The following is a 16,986-nucleotide window of genomic DNA, read 5'->3' on the forward strand; positions in this document are numbered from 1 at the left end:
GTTAAGCGACCTGGTTACCGACTGGTTTAGAAACTGTAAATAGCCGAACGAAATCTATAGTATGGAAGAATTCTTTTCCAAAATGTCTATTCTCTTTTGGAGTAAAAGTCAGTGAACAAATTGAAAATAAACGTATTATGTTAACACATAAAGTATGGATGAATTGTGGATTTGATTTACTGTTGAAAAGGATTAGTATGAAACGGGTAATAAACAATGTATTGAGAGATGAAAATATGTTAATCCGCTGAATATCATTACACTAGGAGCAAAACTCAATAATGTCAGTAATATAATATCCAAATTTGTGGATTTATTTTTATCTATAGCTTAATTAGTTAGCGCAAACCTGTGGTATTTGTTGCCACAGTTTTTTTGAGAAACAAACATAAATCAGACAACTAAAAATTTAAAACCAATCAAAAACCCTTAATTATGAATGTTACCAATCCAGAACAAATCATTAGTGATTTTGAAAAGTTGCTTCAGGAACTAACCGAAAGTAAGGAACCGCAACTCATGGTTATGGAAAAGGCAATAAACCTGTGTTCCCTGACCCTGCTTGACTTACGCGACATAGTCGTTACCCGGGGATTCGAAACGCAGGAAGAAGAAATACATTTTTTCAAATGCCAGAAAACCCGGGTTTACAGTAAGTTTATTTACTATGGAACTTTGTTTAAAATCATTTGCCGCAAACCTGTTGGAACATCCAATGTACTGAAAAACTACTTCTCCCAAATTCTTGAAGCTATAGATAAATATCACAATGAAAACATCGAGTTTTACCAGTACCACAAACGGGGACTGACCTTCCTGGACAAAAAATTTTACACCCGTGACAACACGGAAATTCCACCCAATTTAAACAGCTTGCACTTTTTAATCGACAAAAGTTTTTCTACCATGCAGGACTGTACTTTATCAACCCTGCTGGCGCACGACTTATTGACTGAATATATCCAAAAAGAACTGGACAAGCTGGAGCAGACTATTCCGGCTTCAGAACTTTCAGAAGATATCCTTTTCCCAAACGTTATCTGGACAGGCAAAAAAATAGCGCTTGTTGAGTTAATTTATGCCCTTTGCAGTTGTGGAGTCATAAATAACGGAAAAATAGAGATAAAGAGACTGGTAGGCGTCTTTGAAAAAGTATTTAATATTGACCTTGGCGATTTTTATCACACCTTTAACGAAATCCGTAACCGGAAAACTGAACGCACCAAATTTTTGGATAGGCTGAAACAATGGCTGTTGAAGCGGATGGACGATGGAGATGCCAAATAATGATTTTTAGAGAAAAAAACAGGCTTTTTCCTGATTATGGAAAAACATATTAATTTTGCAAAAAATGAATCGTTTAGAGAAACGAAGATAAAGACATAAGTAAAATATAAGAGCGTTAGCTTTTATTCTTGATCTGGAAAACCGCTAATTTTAAAGTATCACAGGAGTATAAGTAAACGCCTGCGCATTGCGTGGGCTTAACTTATTTGTGATACGGGTGTTTAGCGGCACCTCAGGTCAGATAATGTTACTGTCCCACGCTCTTTTTTGTAGCATATCCGAAAGGGACAGACGGATACCAAAACCATAAACAAAATGTACCTTACAAAAAAGAACATAGAAAACATTGATATCGTAGGCGCCTTTATACACTGTCCGTTTAACCAAACAACAAATGATTGTCCGTTTCTAAAATATCACCATCTTCAAAATCCTGATAAACAAATGAACGCATTTCATATGCTTTCAGACGAAGAAATCCAATCCTTACGGATATTCCACCGAAATTGTGTAAAAGAAAGAAGTGAAAAAGAAAAATACCCGGAATATTCCTTTTAGAACTTTACAAAACACAGAAAAAAAGTCGCCCAACTTGGGAGCACCTTGGGAAAAGGAATAGAATAAAAGTGACAATTTTGGCAGAACTCAAAATGTTTCATTTTAAACTAAAAAGTTATGCCAACAGAAATTGTCACCACAGACGATTTACGGGAGTTTAAAACAGAGCTCCTCGACGAAATCAAAAAAATACTCAAAGAATACAATGGCCAGCCTTCAAAAAAATGGCTTAAATCCTGGGAAGTAAGAAAACTACTTAACATCTCCCCGGGAACCCTTCAAAACCTGCGAATCAACGGGACACTGCCTTATACCAAAATCGGGGGCACAATGTATTACAACTGTGAAGACATCCAGAAAATGCTCCGGGAAAACCAGGTATGTAACCGCTTCGACTTTCCCCGTTCCCGATGAATTACATCAAACACCTGAGCGGCTTTTTTGATCGCCTCTCCGGGGATGAGAGGATGGGAGCATACCATATCAGCCTGTATATGGCGCTGTTCCTGTGCTGGAACCGGAGCCGTTTCCGAACTCCGTTTCCGGTCGACCGGGAGGAACTGATGCAACTTTCACGGATAGGTTCAAAAAACACCTATGCCCGGTGCATGAAACAGCTCAATGACTGGGGATATATCGAGTACTCTCCCTCCGGAAATTTTCATACAGGTAGAAAAGTTTCCTGTACCCGGTTTGATACGGGAACCGGTACCGGAGCCGGTACACGAAATGATACCGGAAAAGGTACACGAACCAGTACACGAACCAGTACACGAGGTGGGACGCCTATTAATAATACAAACATTACAAACGGTAATAAACAGGAATCCTCTCAAATTATACAAAAGGAAAAAGGAAAAAAAATCAACGGAAAAAGCGTGCACCATGTCAACACCGACAAGGACTATTTTGAACCCTTATAACGATATTGCCCGGTTGCAAAACGGGGTGTATAATTTTAACTTTTCAGATTGCCGTCAATGGTTGGAGATCCAGGGGAAAAAACAGTATGGTTCCCATTTCCGTATTTACCCGGAAGACCACAACCTTATTCTGAGCCTGCTGGTCTATGCCATCGGCGATACTGAAGAGGCAAAAAAAAGAAACCTGGATCCGGGGAAAGGTATTTTATTAGCAGGTCCCGTTGGTGCAGGAAAAACAGTGCTGTTTTCTCTTCTCAACTGGTTTTTCCCTAAAAACAAACAATACAAAATCAAACCTACCCGTGAAATTTCATTCGAATTTGAAAAGGAAGGCTATCGTGTAATTACCCGTTACGGCAAACCGACTGTGCACATGGGTACAAATATAAACACCACAGGAATTTACTGTTTTGATGATTTGGGAATAGAACAGCCGCAGAAGTACTTTGGTAATGAATGTAATGTTATGGCAGAAATCCTGCTTAGCCGGTATGATTTGTTTGTTTCCAAAAGAATTCCCACCCATGTAACCACTAACCTTTCTGCTTCGGAACTGGAATCCGTTTACGGCAACCGTGTCCGTAGCCGTCTAAGGGAGATGTTTAACCTGGTTGCCTTTGACAAAAATTCCAGGGATAAACGGATGTAGAAAGCCGGGTTATCATTTTTTTTCAGGTAATGTCCAGTGCACCGGCACATTTCCCACCCTGCTCCGGTGCCTCCCTGAATCCCGCTCATGCTTCACGGGAACGGTCGCCGGTTCTCAGTCCGGGAAAAGAGCCTTGATGCACCCCACGGCAAAAGCGACCCTTTTATTTGTTCCGCTCATTCCGTCGCCACCGTCACTGCGTCCGTCCCCGGCTTTGTTCCAACGCCAATACTTCTCTTTCAAAGACCGGAAACAAACACCGTTCCTTCCTAATTATTCGCTGCACGCCATGGCAGAGCCGCATTTGCCTTTCCCCGCCCACATAACTGTTAACAGGTTAGACCTGTTTTTATCAAAAAAAAACAAAAAGAAATCCAAAGTTAGCCATCCTGCCCGCTGGCCATCACAGCCTGAAAATGCAAGGCTAAAGCAAGTGGCACAATAATGATTTAAAGTTTATGCCAAAACAAATTAAAGGTGTGCCAGCCCTGCATTTTCGCCCCGGGTGGCTGTTACATGGTTTTCTTTTCTTTTTTGACCTTTTTTCTTTTCTTTTTGAAAAAAATATTTTCATTAAAAAACATTTTCATTGAAGACTTTTGCCCCCACCCTACAGTACTTTTTTCCGGGGAGGGCATCAAATACCGTCAAACAACACCAAATTTGATTTTCATACAAAATTCTGATTAACAATAATAAACACCCAAGGTGCCCCCAAGTTGGGCGAAAATCAGAAATAGGAATCTCACCTTTGCCCAGGTAAACGAGATGCTTAAACAAAACAAGAATATGTTTGGACTAGATACAATCAGTTGGGAACAATTTACCGGATTTATACTGGCGATATTACTAGCCTGGTACGTGTTGGTTATTCTTTTCTGTTTTTTCAGAAAGAAGCACCAGAAATCTCTTTGCTATGAAGACATGTGTACCGATGAAGGACTCCCAAAGTCAGAACTTCACCCGGTAAGAGTATCATCCAACTCATTTCCTTCGGGGTTAATTCTTTATCCAAATGAAGACATCCCTTTAGAGGTCGTATATTACGAAGAAACCGGTGAAGAAGAAGGTTACATCATTGACGAATTCACGAAAAACAACCATCCGGAATTTCGGTCCATCCTGCAGAAATTCCAGTATCAACAACAATAATCCATTTTAAAAGAAAGCCATGAAAACAAAAATGAGAAGTTTCCTGAGAAAAGGGCAGGCAGTAACTGCCCTTTTAACACTGAGTGTATTGGAAAGCCTGGGTCAAAGCTCCGCGGGTATCGACCAGGCTACAACGGAAGTGAGCAGTTATATCGACCCGGTAGCCAACCTGATTATCGCCATAGGGGCAGTAGTCGGGCTGATTGGCGGCGTACGTGTGTATATCAAGTGGCAAAGCGGCGACCAGGACACCCAGAAAGCCATCATGGGCTGGTTTGGCGCCTGCCTGTTTTTAATCCTTGTGGGAGTAGTCATCCGCGCATTCTTTTCTTAATTGAATCTGTACCCCTGTTTTGCCTTTGGCAATACAGTCATTGGCGAAGGGGGTACTTAACCCGGTCATTATTATGAAAAATTACACGATCCAAAAAATTGATACGAACCTTTACATCAAGGGATTTTCCGGCCGGCTGGTATACTCGGCCCTGTATGGTATCATTGGCGCCCTGTTGTTGTTTGTACTGCTATATATCCTTGCCGGAACCTTTATTGCCGTTCTGGTCTGCGTACCCTTGTTTTTTGCCTGGCTGTACCGACTGAACAGAATCCAGAAAAAATACGGACACGCAGGGTGGGGTAAAAAGAAGATTTCCCGTCAGCTACCGGAGTTTATCACCATTAAAAAACGTTTTCTCAGATGAAAGTAAAACCCATAGAAAAGAGCCTTCCCGTATTGGGCTTTAATGGTGACACCGTGGTTTCGAATAACCTCGATACGGGCTTTGGTCTGAAACCGGAACTGCCGGAACTGTTGTCAAACAGTACTGAGCAATTTTATTTGTACCATGATACTTTTCAGAGAGCCGTAAACCTGTTACCTGAAAACACCCTGCTGCACAAACAGGATTTCTTTTTTGCGGAACATTTTGATGCCTCCGGGGAAAGTTCCGGAAAAAGAAACCGGAACAGCCTGAACCTGCATTATACGAAACATTTTCAGGACAGGCCTTTTTTGAAGCACGAATGTTTCCTGTATATCAGCCTGTTGAATACAGGCTTACTGAAAAATTATTTTGGTTCATCCCTTCTGTTTTCCCGCAAACACAAGTTACAGGAAACAAAGATGAACGAGAAGATACTCGAGCTGCGTTCCAACCTGGTTTCCGTTTTCGGTCAAAGCGGAATAAAAGCAACACCTGTTGTCCGTGAAGAAGTAATAGGAAATGAAAATGCCACCGGATTACTTGAGCGGTATTTAACGCTTAATTTCAGGACAGGAGAACCGTTGCTGGGAGGGATCGATTTCCGGGACCGGCTTCGGGTGATGGACCGCTTTGTAGAAATCCTGAGTTTAAGCGACTTTTCTCATTTGCCGGCAGAGGTAAGGCCCACAACCGGGCATCCCCGTACCGGCCTTCCGGTATCCATGGTGTACCCGGTGACCTGGCACCTGCCGTTTTCACACATTACCAACCAGTTTATCTATGTCCCGGCTCAGCAGGAAGTAAAAGCCGGATTGGAAAACAACCACAAAAAGATTTACAGCCTGTCCCGGTTTTCTTCGGAAAACAAAGTCAATGCAGGCCTGATTGAAAATTTTTTGGATACGGTACAGGTTTCAGGCGAGAAAATCGTCAAAACGCATTATAATGTTATGCTTTTTGATGAATCCATCTCAGAACTCAAAAAGCACAAAAGCGAAACCGCCTCTGCTTTTTCGCAGATGAACTGCTTCCCTTACCAGCACACTTTTGATTTGCCGCTTCTGTTTTTTTCCTGTGTGCCTTTTTCCACGCAACTGCCGGAAACGGAACTGTTTATAACGCAGGTTCCTCAGGCCTGCTGCCTGACGAATTTTGAGGGAGGAGTCAAAAATACAAGCTCTGATTTCTGCATTAATCTTTCCAACCGGCAGGAAGGTTGCCCGGTAAAAATTGATTTGTCTGATGAGCCGATGCAAAAGCACCTTATCCATAACCGCAATAAAATCATTATCGGCGGCTCCGGCTCCGGGAAATCCTTTTTTACCAACCATTTGCTCCGGCAGTATGCAGAAAGCGGCAATTGTCATATTGTATTGCTGGATGTCGGCCGCAGCTACGAAATCCTGACGCGCTACCTGGATGAAAAGTTAAAAGACAAAGGCGGGGCAAAGCTGGTGGAATTTTCCGAAACCAATCCCATTTCGTTTAACCCTTTTGTGGTGGACGGGGAACCCGACATTGAAAAAAAACAAACCATCCTTTCGGTGATTTATACCATTTACAAGGAGAACCTGACAGAAATGGAAAAAGACGTAATTGCTTTTTCTGTAAACCGTTATTTTGAGACCAACATCAAAAAGAAACGCTCGTTTAACAGTTATTACGAGTTCTGCAAAGAAATCATTCCGCGCCTTGCCAAAGATGAGTCCATTGAGTTTAACAGCAACGAGTTTTTCTTTATCCTCAGCAAGTATTACAAAGGGGGCGAATATGATTACCTGCTGAACAAGCCCATGAACACCGATGAGTTTTTTGCCTGTCCTTTCCTTGTTTTTGAGTTGGATTCAATAAAAGACCACCCTGTAATTTTTCCGGTAGCCACGCTTATTATCATGGATATTTTTCTGCAAAAGATGCGCAGGCTGAAACGTGTCCGAAAGGTAGTCTGTCTGGAAGAAGCGTGGAAAGCCATAGCTACCCCTCAAATGGCGGGATTTATCAAGTATTTTTTTAAAACTATCCGGAAGTTTTTTGGTGAGGCGATGGTGGTCACCCAGGAGGTCGACGATGTGATTTCGTCACCCGTTATCCGCGATGCCATTATCAATAATGCCGATACAAGGATATTGCTGGACATGAACAAGTTTAAAAACAAGTTTGATGAAATCAGCCGGTTCCTGGGGTTAAATGAATTCCAGAAAGAGCAAATCCTGTCCGTCAACAAAAACCTTCCATCTGACCGGAAATTTAAAGAAGTGTTTATCTCTCTGGGAGAATACTCCCGTGTTTTTGCGCTGGAAGTCAGCAAGCCCGAATACTACTGCTATACAACGGAACAAAAGGAAAAGGAAGAAATCCTCGGGAGGTTAAACAGGGAAAAATCTGTATTGGAAGTATTAAATAGCCTCCCTTAATCCCTCCCAGGGAGGGAAAAAAGAAATATTATAAAAACCATAAAAACAAAAACCATGAGATTTTATTTATTCCCCGTTTTACTTACTGCTTTAAGCACCGTTTTTTTTGTACAGCCTGTAAAATCCCAGGCGCCGGTAAGCGATGTTGGAGCCGGGATCCAGCGCGAAGCGCTCTGGGTACAGGAAGAAGGTATTCTTACCAAGATCAACCTGTACAATGTTCTGATAAAAGCTTTGAACGGCGATATCAAAGGTCTTACCGGGGAGATACTTGGTATTGATGAGAAGATGCTGGAAAGCCTGGAGAAAGTTTCCGAGCTGATTAAAGATTACAGGCGGGTACAGGAAACCCGTGAAATATTGAACAAGGTAATAAACATCTACACCGAAAAAGTTCCCCTGCTTGTTCAGGATGAAAATTTTACCCCGCAGCAGGCCGTTGCCATTGTGCAATCCTTTGACCTGGTGCTTGAGGACAGCCGGCAGCTGGTGAACAGCGTACTGAACTCCATCCTTCAGGATGACCTGTTTATGATGGATGATAAACAACGCTATGATACCATCAATGAAATTTACCTGGGTGTGAAACAGCACTACGGTACCATTTGCTACCTGTACAATAAACTCATGTACGCATCCTATCTGAAAAGCCATGAGTCGGGAGACCTGGAAAGTTTTGCCCTGTATTACAGCCTGTATAAATAATTAAAATCAGTGCCATGAAAAAAATGATTCAGATTATCATGCCTATTGCCTGTTTTATGTTTTCCTTTCCGGAATCTGCCAACAGTCAAATCATTGATGTAAAAAAGTGGACAGGCATGTATCCTGATATGGAAGAAAGTTATCCCCTGACGTTTATCTCTTTCAAAGGATTGATACCCGTCCCGCATGTTTTTGTCCGAAGCTGGCCCACACATTACTATGTTGAAGCCGTTGCCATGCCGGTAAGCGATGCCGCCGGGATTCGCAGTGCTACTGTAACCGGTTTTGTACGGATTGCTGCCAGAATGCTGGAACATCACCATATGAAAGGCAGGCATGATGAAACCGTACAGATAAAGGATAATACGGACCTGCAGAAGCTGGTTGGAGAAAAAATATTTAACGCAAAGGCCGAGGGGTTGGAAGACCTGTACAAACTGGCAGACCAGTTTATCGGGGTGTACAGTAAGATTGACAGGACAGGCCATTTGCCCTATTCCGCAAAAGTAAAGGAAATTTTTGAGCAAGAAGCCGACCGGTTGCTGCTGCGTTTTTTAATGGTCAACCTGTTGCAAACCGGGCACGGTGAAAAACTCGAAGCCTTTTCAGATATCCGCGCCACGCTGAATAAATTATCAGGAGAGGTGGATTATACATATACCAAAATCCGTTACTTCAGCAACTACACCGAAGAGATTACCAGCTATTTATTTTTAACTCAATAACCCGGAAATGATGTTACTGCAGGTATTAACGACAAGTGATTTTTTTCGTTTTACAGATTTTCTGGTTCAGCAGGGCGTTACCCACGCCCGTGTACTGGTTGATTTGGCAAGAGCCACCGGCGGAATAGCCGCTTTTTTTTATATCTCCAAACGGATTTACGAGCAACTGATAGCAGACAATCCTGTTTCGATACTGCCACTGCTCAGGCCGTTTGCCCTGTTACTGGTGATTACTTTCTGGGGGCCTTTTGTGAACCTTCTTCTTGCTCCCACCAAAGGACTGACAGCGCTTTCAGAGGCAGTGTATGCAGATAAAAAATACATTGTCAAAGAGAAGCTGGAAGAAAAACAACAAGCTATTCTGTCCACCGATTTACCGCTGTTTTACGAAAATGAAGAAAAGGAAGCAGCCCTTTGGGATAAGGGGATAAACCTTCTCCTGACTAGTTATAACATCATTAGCGGGCGCGCTGTCCAGAACCAGGTTAGTTTTTACCTGATGGATGCCCTGCGTCAGTTACTGGAATCTTTTTTTGAAGTGCTGGTTTACCTGGTAGCTTTTTTACGAACGGTGTTTGGTGTGCTGCTGGTCATATTCGGGCCGCTGGTTTTTGCCCTGTCCATCTTTGATGGTTTCCAGGACAACTATCTTCAGTGGATAGCGCGTTTTGTAAATGTCAACCTTTACCTGCCCGTTGCCCTGCTTATCCTTTCCATTGTCCAGGAAATCCTGATATATGTACTGGATTTGGAAATTGCCCAAATCAATGCCATGGTGATTTACCAGCCCCGGATGTTTTTTGTCTCGAACCTGATAGTCCCTGTTTTCGGGATTGTAGGGATGGCCATGGTGCCCAAAATCGCATCCTGGATACTTTCGGCATCAGGCACGAGGTCAGGAGGAGGGAGACTGGTCCGCACAGCAGCAGTGATGGCGGTAAGCAGGGGAGCTGTGAAGTAGCATAAGGTTTCAGTATTGATAACAGAAAAAAAAATGAAAAAAATATTTGACATACAACGCAAATTCCGTTTTACGGTCTATGTATTACTGATAATCAGTATAACACTGGTTGGAGTAAGTGCCTATGTGTACACGTTATCAGCCGGTATGGTGGAATTGTCCAAACAGAAAATTTATGTACTGGATAACGGGAAGTCCCTTCTGGCAGCCCTCAGGGAAGACATCTCGGAAAACCGGACTGCTGAAGCCCGTGACCACATAAAACGTTTCCACGAGCTTTTTTTCACCCTCGAACCGGATAAAGAATACATTGAAAACAATGTACGGGAAGCCCTTTACCTTGCAGATCGTTCCGCGATGGACCAATACCAGTCTTTTAAGGAAAACAACCTGTATAACCAGGTGATTGCCTCGGACATCAGTATGACTATACAGTCTGATTCCGTCAGCCTGGATTTTTCCACTTATCCTTACCGTTTTACTTACCGTGGAAAACAAAAGATTGTTCGAAAATCCAATATCACCATCCGCAACCTGGAAACAACCGGTTTCCTGCGGAACATCTCACGTACGGACAATAATCCTCACGGTTTTCTGATGGAAAACTGGCACATCGTTGAGAACAACGATATAGAAACCATTCGTCGCAAATCCTTTTAAGGGGCAGCATTATGAAGAAAGAAAATACAACTCAAAGATTTAAAGACATCAGCTGTTTTACCCGCTGGGTAAATGATTTTGATGCCAAGGATAAATCACTGACAAGCAGGAAAAGGAAAAGAAAATGGATACTGATAACAGGCGGGATTTTTGTTCTTTTTCTTTTGTCCTTTCTGCTTTTCCGGTCATCCAAGCCGGAAACATCGCAAATAATCTTACCGGCAGCAGGAAAAGAAAATGATATAAAGAAACCGGCAGGCCGGTCTGCCGGTGTTTTGCCTGTTGATTCATTTGAAAACCATTTAAAAAGTATTATCCGTGAAGAACTATCTGAAAAGCAATAAAGGGCTGTTTATATTGCCCCTGGTGCTGGTTCCGTTTGCAGCAGTAATATTTTACGTGCTGGGCGGAGGAAAAGGAGCCGGAAAGAAAGAGCAGGAGACAACCCTGACCAGTGACGGTGCGAACTATCTTCTGCCCGAAGCTGAAAAGTCCATCGAAATATTTGATAAAATGGAGGCCTATCAGCAACAAGAGGCTGCCAATGAATGGGCGAACGCACAAGCCCGGAGTGCTGATACTGTCGAAACAGAACAAGTTCCGGTTGATTCCACACAAGCAGAATTATCCCTTTTGGCACAACAGAATCAAAAACTCCCTGAAACCCTTTTGGCTCATATCAAAAGACAGGAGCAGAAAGCCAGAAATGAGTTGTCGGAGCCGGGACCAAAGAAAGAAATCAGACCTGTCCCTCAGAAGCAATACACCGGTTTCTCTATCAAAAAAGAAAATTGCAAACCTAAAAAGGAATCGGTAAAACAAACCACCGGCATTGAGGAGCTGGATAAAGTGTTTGATGAGAATATTACCCTGAACCGTCAAAACGATTCACTGAAATATTACCTTGAACAAAGCCGGAGCAGGCTGGCAGAAATCGAAAAAAGGCAAAATGCAGGTTTCTCTCTCGAAAAAAGAACCGTTGCAGGTTTCAACAAAAACAATGAAGAAAGTAGTTTAATCAAAGCTGAAATCTATGAAACAACCACGGTGTTTGATGGTAACCGGGTAAAACTTCGCTTGCTGGAAGATACACGGGTAAATGAAAAGGAAGTTCGTAAAAACACATTCATTTACGGTATCTGTAAAGTCAGAAACGAACGGCTGCATATTGAAATCACTCAAATGCCCGCCGGCGAAGAATTTTTTCCTGTAAAACTTGCCATCCACGATTTGGACGGACTGGCGGGGTTGTATGTTCCGGACAATGTTGCCCGCAAGGTAAGTAAAGAAGTGGGCAGCGGCAGCAGCACCTCTTCACTTTTTGGCACGAGGGACAATGCGCTTTCGTATATCGGTCTCCGAACCGCGGATCGCACAGCACAGACGTTGCTGAAGAGGGTCCGCCTGAAAAAAGTTACGGTTAAAAAGAACACCCTTGTTTATTTAAAAAATCAAAATCAAGAGCCATGAGAATTTTAGTAAGTTTATTCATCCTGTGTTTTATGCGGTTGGGGCTTTACGGTCAAAACCGGATAGAAGTGTGTACCGGCAAGGCAAGCCATATCGTATGCCCTGAAAAAGTTACCTACCTGTTATCCGGAGACCCGGCAAGTGTAATTTGCGAGATTGTCCCTGAGCATCTGAACCTTGTACGGGTAAAAGCGGCAGGAAATTTTGAGGGGGAATCTTCCCTGACCCTTGTCAGCGGGGGAAAAGTCTATTCCCTGTTTGTAAGCTGCGGCAGCCCTTCCGAAATCATTTACCATCTGGGTACTTTTTCCGGAGAACGCACCGGCACGGGCGGGGGAGGTCCTCTTCCGGAATATGCACTGGCTGAGTTAAGCCGTAAAATCTTGTTTAAAAAAGGGAAACACAAAAGCAGGAGGATAAAAAAAGAAGGCATTGTACTTCGTGTGGAAAATATCTGGCAGAACAATGACCTGCTGTTTTTTGAGCTGAGTGTCACCAACAAAACCAACATTACGTATGATGTTGAAGATTTTCACTGGTGGATAACCGACAGGAAACAGGTAAAAGCCACCAATGTGCAGGAATTCGCGGTGTACCCCTCTTATCAGTATTACGGGTTAAAAAGTATTCCGGGGAATACCACATTAAAAGAAGTATTTGTGGTTTCCAAACTAACGATTCCGGGTAAGCGGGTCTTAAAAATAGAGATGCTTGAAACAGCGCTGGGCAACACCGGGCGCCAGCTTTGTTTGAAAATTAAAAACAGGGATATCCTTCATGCACGCACACTAAAATAAAATGAAAACGACATTAAACAATTTATCAATTGAATTCCCCCCTTTTGGGGGATTAAGGGGGGCTTCCATATGAATAATGAATCCCGGGAACTGGAGAAGCTGCATGAAGGTTTTCGTTTTTTTAGCTACCTGCTGCTAATCCTTTCCCTTTACCTGGGTCAGCTGGCATTTTTCAGAGGGCTTGGCTGGCACATTCCTGAGTTTTACCCCGTTGTTGAGAAATTGCAGCAGCTTGAATTTTTGTCCTGTGCGCTTTCATCGAAGCTGGCCTGCCTGGGATTTTTGATGATAACCTGTGTGGGCACAAGAGGTAAAAAAGACAGGGATTTGGAAGTTTCCGTTCTGGTTTTCCAGGTACTGGCAGGGATGCTGTTGTACTGGGGAAGCCTTGTTTTTGAAAGCCGTCAGCCTCTGCTTTACGTGCTGATGTCTTTTACCGGTTTTGTGGTTTTGAATATTGGTTTTGACAACACCTCCAAACTGATCAATGTCAACCTGATGAAAGACCGTTTTAACCGCGAGAATGAAAGTTTTCCGCAGGAGAAGAGCTTAATTGCGAATGCATTTTCTGTAAACCTTCCCACGCAGTACCGGCATCGCAGGCGGGAACAGGAAGGGTGGATAAATATAGTCAATCCTTTTCGGGGAACCATGGTGATTGGCACGCCCGGTTCGGGAAAATCCTACTCGGTGGTGTTGCCATTTATCCGTCAACACCTGGACAAAGGTTTTGCCATGTGCGTATACGATTTTAAATACCCTGACCTTTCCGGGGTGGTGTATAACCGTTTTTTAAAAGCAAGGAAAAGCGGGAAATTACCCCGGAACACAAAATTTTATGTTATCAATTTTGATGATATCCCCAAATCCTTTCGTTGTAACCCGCTGTCCCCTGAGCTGATGGAAAATACCATCGATGCTTTTGAATCCTCCAGGACGGTACTTTATAATCTGAACCGTGACTGGATACGGCGTCAGGGAGAGTTTTTTTCGGAAAGCGCGGTTTCCTTTTTTGCAGCGGTAATCTGGTTTTTGAAAAAATACCGTGGCGGAATGTTTTGTACGCTGCCGCATGCCATCGAGCTGCTTCAACTGGACTACGATGAACTATTTGAAGTTCTTTCTCGGGAGAGTGATGTGTCAGGAATCATCAATCCATTTGTCAATGCCCATAAACGGGGAGCCCATGAGCAGCTGGAAGGACAACTGGGCAGCCTGAAGATTGCGATATCCAGGATCATCAGCCGGGAGATATACTGGATCTGTTCGGGAGATGATTTTTCGCTTGACATCAACGATCCGCACCATCCGAAAGTAGTTTGCCTGGCCAATAACCCGCTTCGCATTGAGATGTACGGAGCAGTGCTGTCACTGTTTATAACACGGATGCTGAAAGTAATTAACCGGAAGTACCAGCATAAATGTTCTTTGATTTTTGATGAACTGGCAACGATTTATTTTCGCGGACTGGATACGCTGATAGCAACAGCGCGGAGCAATCAGATCTCAACTTTACTGGGCATACAGACCATTGACCAGTTGATTCGAGACTACGGAAAAGAGCAGGCCAATGCCATCCTGACCAATATCGGGAATATATTTGCCGGTCAGAGTGTCGGGGACACGGCGCGGTTTATACAAAGCCGTATGGGAAAGATTCTGCAGGAACGGCAGTCTGTAAATATCAGCCGCAATACGCAATCCACTTCATTTTCCACACAAATGGACTACCTGGTACCGGAAGGAAAGATAGCCACTTTGGCACAGGGTGTAATGGTGGGTCAGGTTGCGGATAATTTTGGAGAGCGGATAAGCCAGAAAAATTTTAACTGCCGGATAAAAGCAAACACACCGGCCCCTGAGCGGGAAGAGAAGCACTATGTTCCCATCCCTGACTTTTATGAATTTGACAATGTCGGCGAGACGATGGAGCGTAACCGGACACGGATACAAAATGATATCCGAAGCATTGTTAGAGAAACCCAAAACCGGAACAGTAATCACAAACTATAAAAACAAATCGTAATATGATTGAAAATACAACTTATATCAAACGCAGGCCATCTCAGTTGGTTAACGTGGGACATTTTTTTGTGTTCCTGATTTTTGTGCCCCTTCAGTTTATCCCGGATAAAAGCCTTGCAGTTTTTATACCTGCAGGACTTCTCCCGGGCACTTTAGAAAAGTATCTTTTGGGTCTGCCTGTTTACCTGTTGTCGGCAGCTTTTTTCCTGCTTTGTTATCATTTACTGAAAACGCGTTGTATCTGCTATGAAATTAATCCGGAAGAGCTGCAGTATACATCCGGGATTTTTCACCGCAAACATGAATATATTGAGTTATACCGGATAAAGGATTTCCAAGTGGACCGGCCGTTGTTGTACCGTTTTTTTGGTCTGGGCACCCTGGTTGTTTACACCTCTGACAAAACCACTCCGGTCTTCCGGCTGGAAGCCATCCGCAAACCGGAAGAAGTCTATACTGTCCTTCGCGGTCTGGTAGAACTGAACCGGAAGGAAAAACACGTTTACGAAATCGATTGAGACTTATAATAAGTAAAGTTATGGAACAATACACAAGAATGAACAAAGAAGACATCCCTTTTGAGCAGTTGGAAAAAGCAGGGATAAACCGTGATTTTGTAAATCATATGGAGAGCAATGAACTGAGGGATTTTCTGAACGGTTTCCGTTCGGAAAAACTCTATACTGTAAAGGCCAGGATTGATAGCCAGGAATATAAGATACCTGCAAAAATCCGCCTGCAACAGCAGGAGGATGGTTCTGTAAATGTAAAAGTCCATCCGATTCAACGGCTTTTTGTTCCCGATGAATACATGGGGCACAAGTTTAGCAAACAGGAAAAAGCAGCTCTGCTGGGAGATAAGAACCTGGGAAAAACCATTGAACTGACAGGACGGGACGGGAAAAAAGACAATTATTACCTGGCCATTGACAACAAGACAAACGAGCTGATAGCGCTCCGGACAAAGCATATTCAGTTGCCGGACAAGATTAAGGGCGTAAGCTTATCGGAAGAACAGAAACAAAAACTGGCAGCCGGGAAGAAGGTTACCCTTTCCGGGATGACGGGACGCAACGGGAAGAAATTTGGCGCCACACTGCAGATTGATGCGGCCAACCGGAACATTAACTTTTCCGGGTTCAAACAGGAGAAGGAAAAAGATTTGGAACAGAAACAGGAAAAGTCCAAAGGCGCCAAACAAAAGATCAGCTGATATTTTTTACACGAATAGTTTGAAGAAAGGGGAACAGTTAAAAAAAGGTTTCTCTTTCTTTTTTTTATGAAAATGAAAAGCCCGGAAAAAAGGCTTGAAAGAACCTTCGGGGCAGGGGAATGCAAGATGTGTTTTTGTAATACAAAAACGCTTGTGCCTGTCCGGCAGGGACTTTTATCCGGGGGATAAAAGCCTGATTAATCCAAAGGATTAAAATGATAAAATGAGACCCAAAACGTGCGATACAGAAAAACTGGATAAACTGATTTGCATTCGGCTTTCAGAGTTGGAAAAGAAGTTGCTGCGGCAAAGATGCGGAAAAGAAGGCTATCGAACCATCAGCGATTTTTGCCGTGCCAAACTGGTACGGAAAAGGGAAATCCGGAGAATTGAGGCCAGTGAGGATTTTATCCGGGTAACACAAAAACTGGATTATGAACTCAACAAAATCGGGGTGAACCTGAACCAGGTTGCAAAAAATTTAAATACTCATCCTGTTTATCAGTTTTCCGGTGCTGACAGGAAAGTTTTCAGGCAGGTTTTGATTGAACTGGAAAAATGTTTTTCCATTCTGCAGCAATACATGGATAAAATTGAACCCCGGTAATAATGGTAATTAAAATCCACCAGGTTGCCAGCACTGAAAACGCCCTCATGTACAATGAGAAAAAAGTAAAACAGGGTGTTGCTGCTTTTTTTGATAGTAAAAATACCCTTTCTTCCAATCCTTTTATGTACGATGA

At 43.1% G+C, this 16,986-nt stretch carries 21 protein-coding genes; all 21 read left to right on the forward strand.

All coding sequences use genetic code 11. The annotated features are described in order from the left end of the window. Window positions 1-435 precede the first annotated feature (435 nt). The 21 genes from K5G00_RS25670 to K5G00_RS25770 all read left to right on the forward strand — a co-directional run bounded on the left by K5G00_RS25670 (window position 436) and on the right by K5G00_RS25770 (window position 16,850). Window positions 436-1,287 carry an RteC domain-containing protein gene (locus K5G00_RS25670; RefSeq protein ID WP_238769368.1) on the forward strand — a complete coding sequence of 284 codons (852 nt, stop codon included), beginning with the start codon at window positions 436-438 and terminating at the stop codon, window positions 1,285-1,287. Between the two features lie 315 nt (window positions 1,288-1,602). After that, entirely contained in the window at window positions 1,603-1,845 is a 243-nt protein-coding gene (locus K5G00_RS25675; protein WP_238769369.1) for a hypothetical protein, read from the forward strand. A gap of 117 nt (window positions 1,846-1,962) precedes the next feature. Beyond that, window positions 1,963-2,259, forward strand: a complete 297-nt coding sequence (locus tag K5G00_RS25680) for a helix-turn-helix domain-containing protein (protein WP_238769370.1) — start codon at window positions 1,963-1,965, stop codon at window positions 2,257-2,259. Continuing rightward, window positions 2,256-2,768 (forward strand): hypothetical protein, encoded by a 513-nt coding sequence (locus K5G00_RS25685; protein WP_238769371.1) that lies wholly within the window; start codon window positions 2,256-2,258, stop codon window positions 2,766-2,768. Before K5G00_RS25680 ends, K5G00_RS25685 begins: the two co-directional genes overlap by 4 nt. Continuing rightward, on the forward strand, window positions 2,731-3,417 hold the full coding sequence (locus K5G00_RS25690) for a P-loop NTPase family protein (protein ID WP_238769372.1): 687 nt from the start codon (window positions 2,731-2,733) through the stop codon (window positions 3,415-3,417). The genes K5G00_RS25685 and K5G00_RS25690 overlap by 38 nt, the downstream gene beginning before the upstream one ends. Window positions 3,418-3,553: 136 nt before the next feature. Next, complete coding sequence (locus tag K5G00_RS25695; RefSeq protein ID WP_238769373.1) at window positions 3,554-3,862, forward strand: hypothetical protein; 309 nt, start codon at window positions 3,554-3,556, stop codon at window positions 3,860-3,862. 344 nt (window positions 3,863-4,206) lie between these two features. Further along, window positions 4,207-4,569: a hypothetical protein gene (locus K5G00_RS25700; RefSeq protein ID WP_238769374.1), complete on the forward strand. Its 363-nt coding sequence runs from the start codon at window positions 4,207-4,209 to the stop codon at window positions 4,567-4,569. 19 nt (window positions 4,570-4,588) lie between these two features. Then, entirely contained in the window at window positions 4,589-4,903 is a 315-nt protein-coding gene (locus tag K5G00_RS25705) for a DUF4134 domain-containing protein (RefSeq protein WP_238769375.1), read from the forward strand. A gap of 73 nt (window positions 4,904-4,976) precedes the next feature. After that, window positions 4,977-5,270, forward strand: a complete 294-nt coding sequence (locus K5G00_RS25710; protein WP_238769376.1) for a DUF4133 domain-containing protein — start codon at window positions 4,977-4,979, stop codon at window positions 5,268-5,270. Beyond that, window positions 5,267-7,687 (forward strand): TraG family conjugative transposon ATPase, encoded by a 2,421-nt coding sequence (locus K5G00_RS25715; protein WP_238769377.1) that lies wholly within the window; start codon window positions 5,267-5,269, stop codon window positions 7,685-7,687. Before K5G00_RS25710 ends, K5G00_RS25715 begins: the two co-directional genes overlap by 4 nt. Before the next feature lie 54 nt (window positions 7,688-7,741). Next, window positions 7,742-8,392: a hypothetical protein gene (locus K5G00_RS25720; RefSeq protein WP_238769378.1), complete on the forward strand. Its 651-nt coding sequence runs from the start codon at window positions 7,742-7,744 to the stop codon at window positions 8,390-8,392. 14 nt (window positions 8,393-8,406) lie between these two features. Continuing rightward, entirely contained in the window at window positions 8,407-9,117 is a 711-nt protein-coding gene (locus K5G00_RS25725; protein WP_238769379.1) for a hypothetical protein, read from the forward strand. A gap of 7 nt (window positions 9,118-9,124) precedes the next feature. Then, a complete protein-coding gene (locus K5G00_RS25730; protein WP_238769380.1) occupies window positions 9,125-10,078 on the forward strand; it encodes a hypothetical protein in 954 nt (317 codons plus the stop codon). A 33-nt stretch (window positions 10,079-10,111) separates the two neighbouring features. After that, entirely contained in the window at window positions 10,112-10,738 is a 627-nt protein-coding gene (gene traK / locus K5G00_RS25735) for a conjugative transposon protein TraK (protein WP_238769381.1), read from the forward strand. Window positions 10,739-10,749: 11 nt separating this feature from the next. Continuing rightward, window positions 10,750-11,082: a hypothetical protein gene (locus tag K5G00_RS25740; RefSeq protein ID WP_238769382.1), complete on the forward strand. Its 333-nt coding sequence runs from the start codon at window positions 10,750-10,752 to the stop codon at window positions 11,080-11,082. Then, window positions 11,057-12,208: a conjugative transposon protein TraM gene (gene traM / locus K5G00_RS25745; RefSeq protein WP_238769383.1), complete on the forward strand. Its 1,152-nt coding sequence runs from the start codon at window positions 11,057-11,059 to the stop codon at window positions 12,206-12,208. The genes K5G00_RS25740 and traM overlap by 26 nt, the downstream gene beginning before the upstream one ends. After that, entirely contained in the window at window positions 12,205-13,005 is an 801-nt protein-coding gene (locus K5G00_RS25750) for a DUF4138 domain-containing protein (RefSeq protein WP_238769384.1), read from the forward strand. Before traM ends, K5G00_RS25750 begins: the two co-directional genes overlap by 4 nt. Window positions 13,006-13,074: 69 nt before the next feature. Continuing rightward, window positions 13,075-15,018, forward strand: a complete 1,944-nt coding sequence (locus tag K5G00_RS25755) for a YWFCY domain-containing protein (RefSeq protein WP_238769385.1) — start codon at window positions 13,075-13,077, stop codon at window positions 15,016-15,018. A gap of 14 nt (window positions 15,019-15,032) precedes the next feature. Beyond that, window positions 15,033-15,548, forward strand: coding sequence for a PH domain-containing protein (locus K5G00_RS25760; RefSeq protein WP_238769386.1), 516 nt, complete (start codon window positions 15,033-15,035; stop codon window positions 15,546-15,548). Between the two features lie 20 nt (window positions 15,549-15,568). Further along, complete coding sequence (locus tag K5G00_RS25765; RefSeq protein ID WP_238769387.1) at window positions 15,569-16,243, forward strand: DUF3945 domain-containing protein; 675 nt, start codon at window positions 15,569-15,571, stop codon at window positions 16,241-16,243. A 223-nt stretch (window positions 16,244-16,466) separates the two neighbouring features. Next, on the forward strand, window positions 16,467-16,850 hold the full coding sequence (locus tag K5G00_RS25770; RefSeq protein ID WP_238769388.1) for a plasmid mobilization protein: 384 nt from the start codon (window positions 16,467-16,469) through the stop codon (window positions 16,848-16,850). Window positions 16,851-16,986 lie beyond the last annotated feature (136 nt).

The sequence above is a fragment of the Maribellus maritimus genome (genome assembly GCF_022267315.1).
In the GTDB taxonomy this organism is placed as follows: domain Bacteria; phylum Bacteroidota; class Bacteroidia; order Bacteroidales; family Prolixibacteraceae; genus Draconibacterium; species Draconibacterium maritimum.

Bases quoted from the DNA above. Each gene is read 5' to 3' on its own strand.
- K5G00_RS25710 (WP_238769376.1), top strand. From the start codon at position 4,977: ATGAAAAATTACACGATCCAAAAAATTGATACGAACCTTTACATCAAG.
- K5G00_RS25720 (WP_238769378.1), top strand. From the start codon at position 7,742: ATGAGATTTTATTTATTCCCCGTTTTACTTACTGCTTTAAGCACCGTT.
- K5G00_RS25770 (WP_238769388.1), top strand. From the start codon at position 16,467: ATGAGACCCAAAACGTGCGATACAGAAAAACTGGATAAACTGATTTGC.
- K5G00_RS25755 (WP_238769385.1), top strand. From the start codon at position 13,075: ATGAATAATGAATCCCGGGAACTGGAGAAGCTGCATGAAGGTTTTCGT.
- K5G00_RS25690 (WP_238769372.1), top strand. From the start codon at position 2,731: ATGTCAACACCGACAAGGACTATTTTGAACCCTTATAACGATATTGCC.
- K5G00_RS25715 (WP_238769377.1), top strand. From the start codon at position 5,267: ATGAAAGTAAAACCCATAGAAAAGAGCCTTCCCGTATTGGGCTTTAAT.
- K5G00_RS25695 (WP_238769373.1), top strand. From the start codon at position 3,554: ATGCACCCCACGGCAAAAGCGACCCTTTTATTTGTTCCGCTCATTCCG.
- K5G00_RS25760 (WP_238769386.1), top strand. From the start codon at position 15,033: ATGATTGAAAATACAACTTATATCAAACGCAGGCCATCTCAGTTGGTT.
- K5G00_RS25675 (WP_238769369.1), top strand. From the start codon at position 1,603: ATGTACCTTACAAAAAAGAACATAGAAAACATTGATATCGTAGGCGCC.
- K5G00_RS25750 (WP_238769384.1), top strand. From the start codon at position 12,205: ATGAGAATTTTAGTAAGTTTATTCATCCTGTGTTTTATGCGGTTGGGG.
- traK (WP_238769381.1), top strand. From the start codon at position 10,112: ATGAAAAAAATATTTGACATACAACGCAAATTCCGTTTTACGGTCTAT.
- K5G00_RS25680 (WP_238769370.1), top strand. From the start codon at position 1,963: ATGCCAACAGAAATTGTCACCACAGACGATTTACGGGAGTTTAAAACA.
- K5G00_RS25670 (WP_238769368.1), top strand. From the start codon at position 436: ATGAATGTTACCAATCCAGAACAAATCATTAGTGATTTTGAAAAGTTG.
- K5G00_RS25765 (WP_238769387.1), top strand. From the start codon at position 15,569: ATGGAACAATACACAAGAATGAACAAAGAAGACATCCCTTTTGAGCAG.
- K5G00_RS25725 (WP_238769379.1), top strand. From the start codon at position 8,407: ATGAAAAAAATGATTCAGATTATCATGCCTATTGCCTGTTTTATGTTT.
- K5G00_RS25700 (WP_238769374.1), top strand. From the start codon at position 4,207: ATGTTTGGACTAGATACAATCAGTTGGGAACAATTTACCGGATTTATA.
- K5G00_RS25740 (WP_238769382.1), top strand. From the start codon at position 10,750: ATGAAGAAAGAAAATACAACTCAAAGATTTAAAGACATCAGCTGTTTT.
- K5G00_RS25685 (WP_238769371.1), top strand. From the start codon at position 2,256: ATGAATTACATCAAACACCTGAGCGGCTTTTTTGATCGCCTCTCCGGG.
- K5G00_RS25705 (WP_238769375.1), top strand. From the start codon at position 4,589: ATGAAAACAAAAATGAGAAGTTTCCTGAGAAAAGGGCAGGCAGTAACT.
- K5G00_RS25730 (WP_238769380.1), top strand. From the start codon at position 9,125: ATGATGTTACTGCAGGTATTAACGACAAGTGATTTTTTTCGTTTTACA.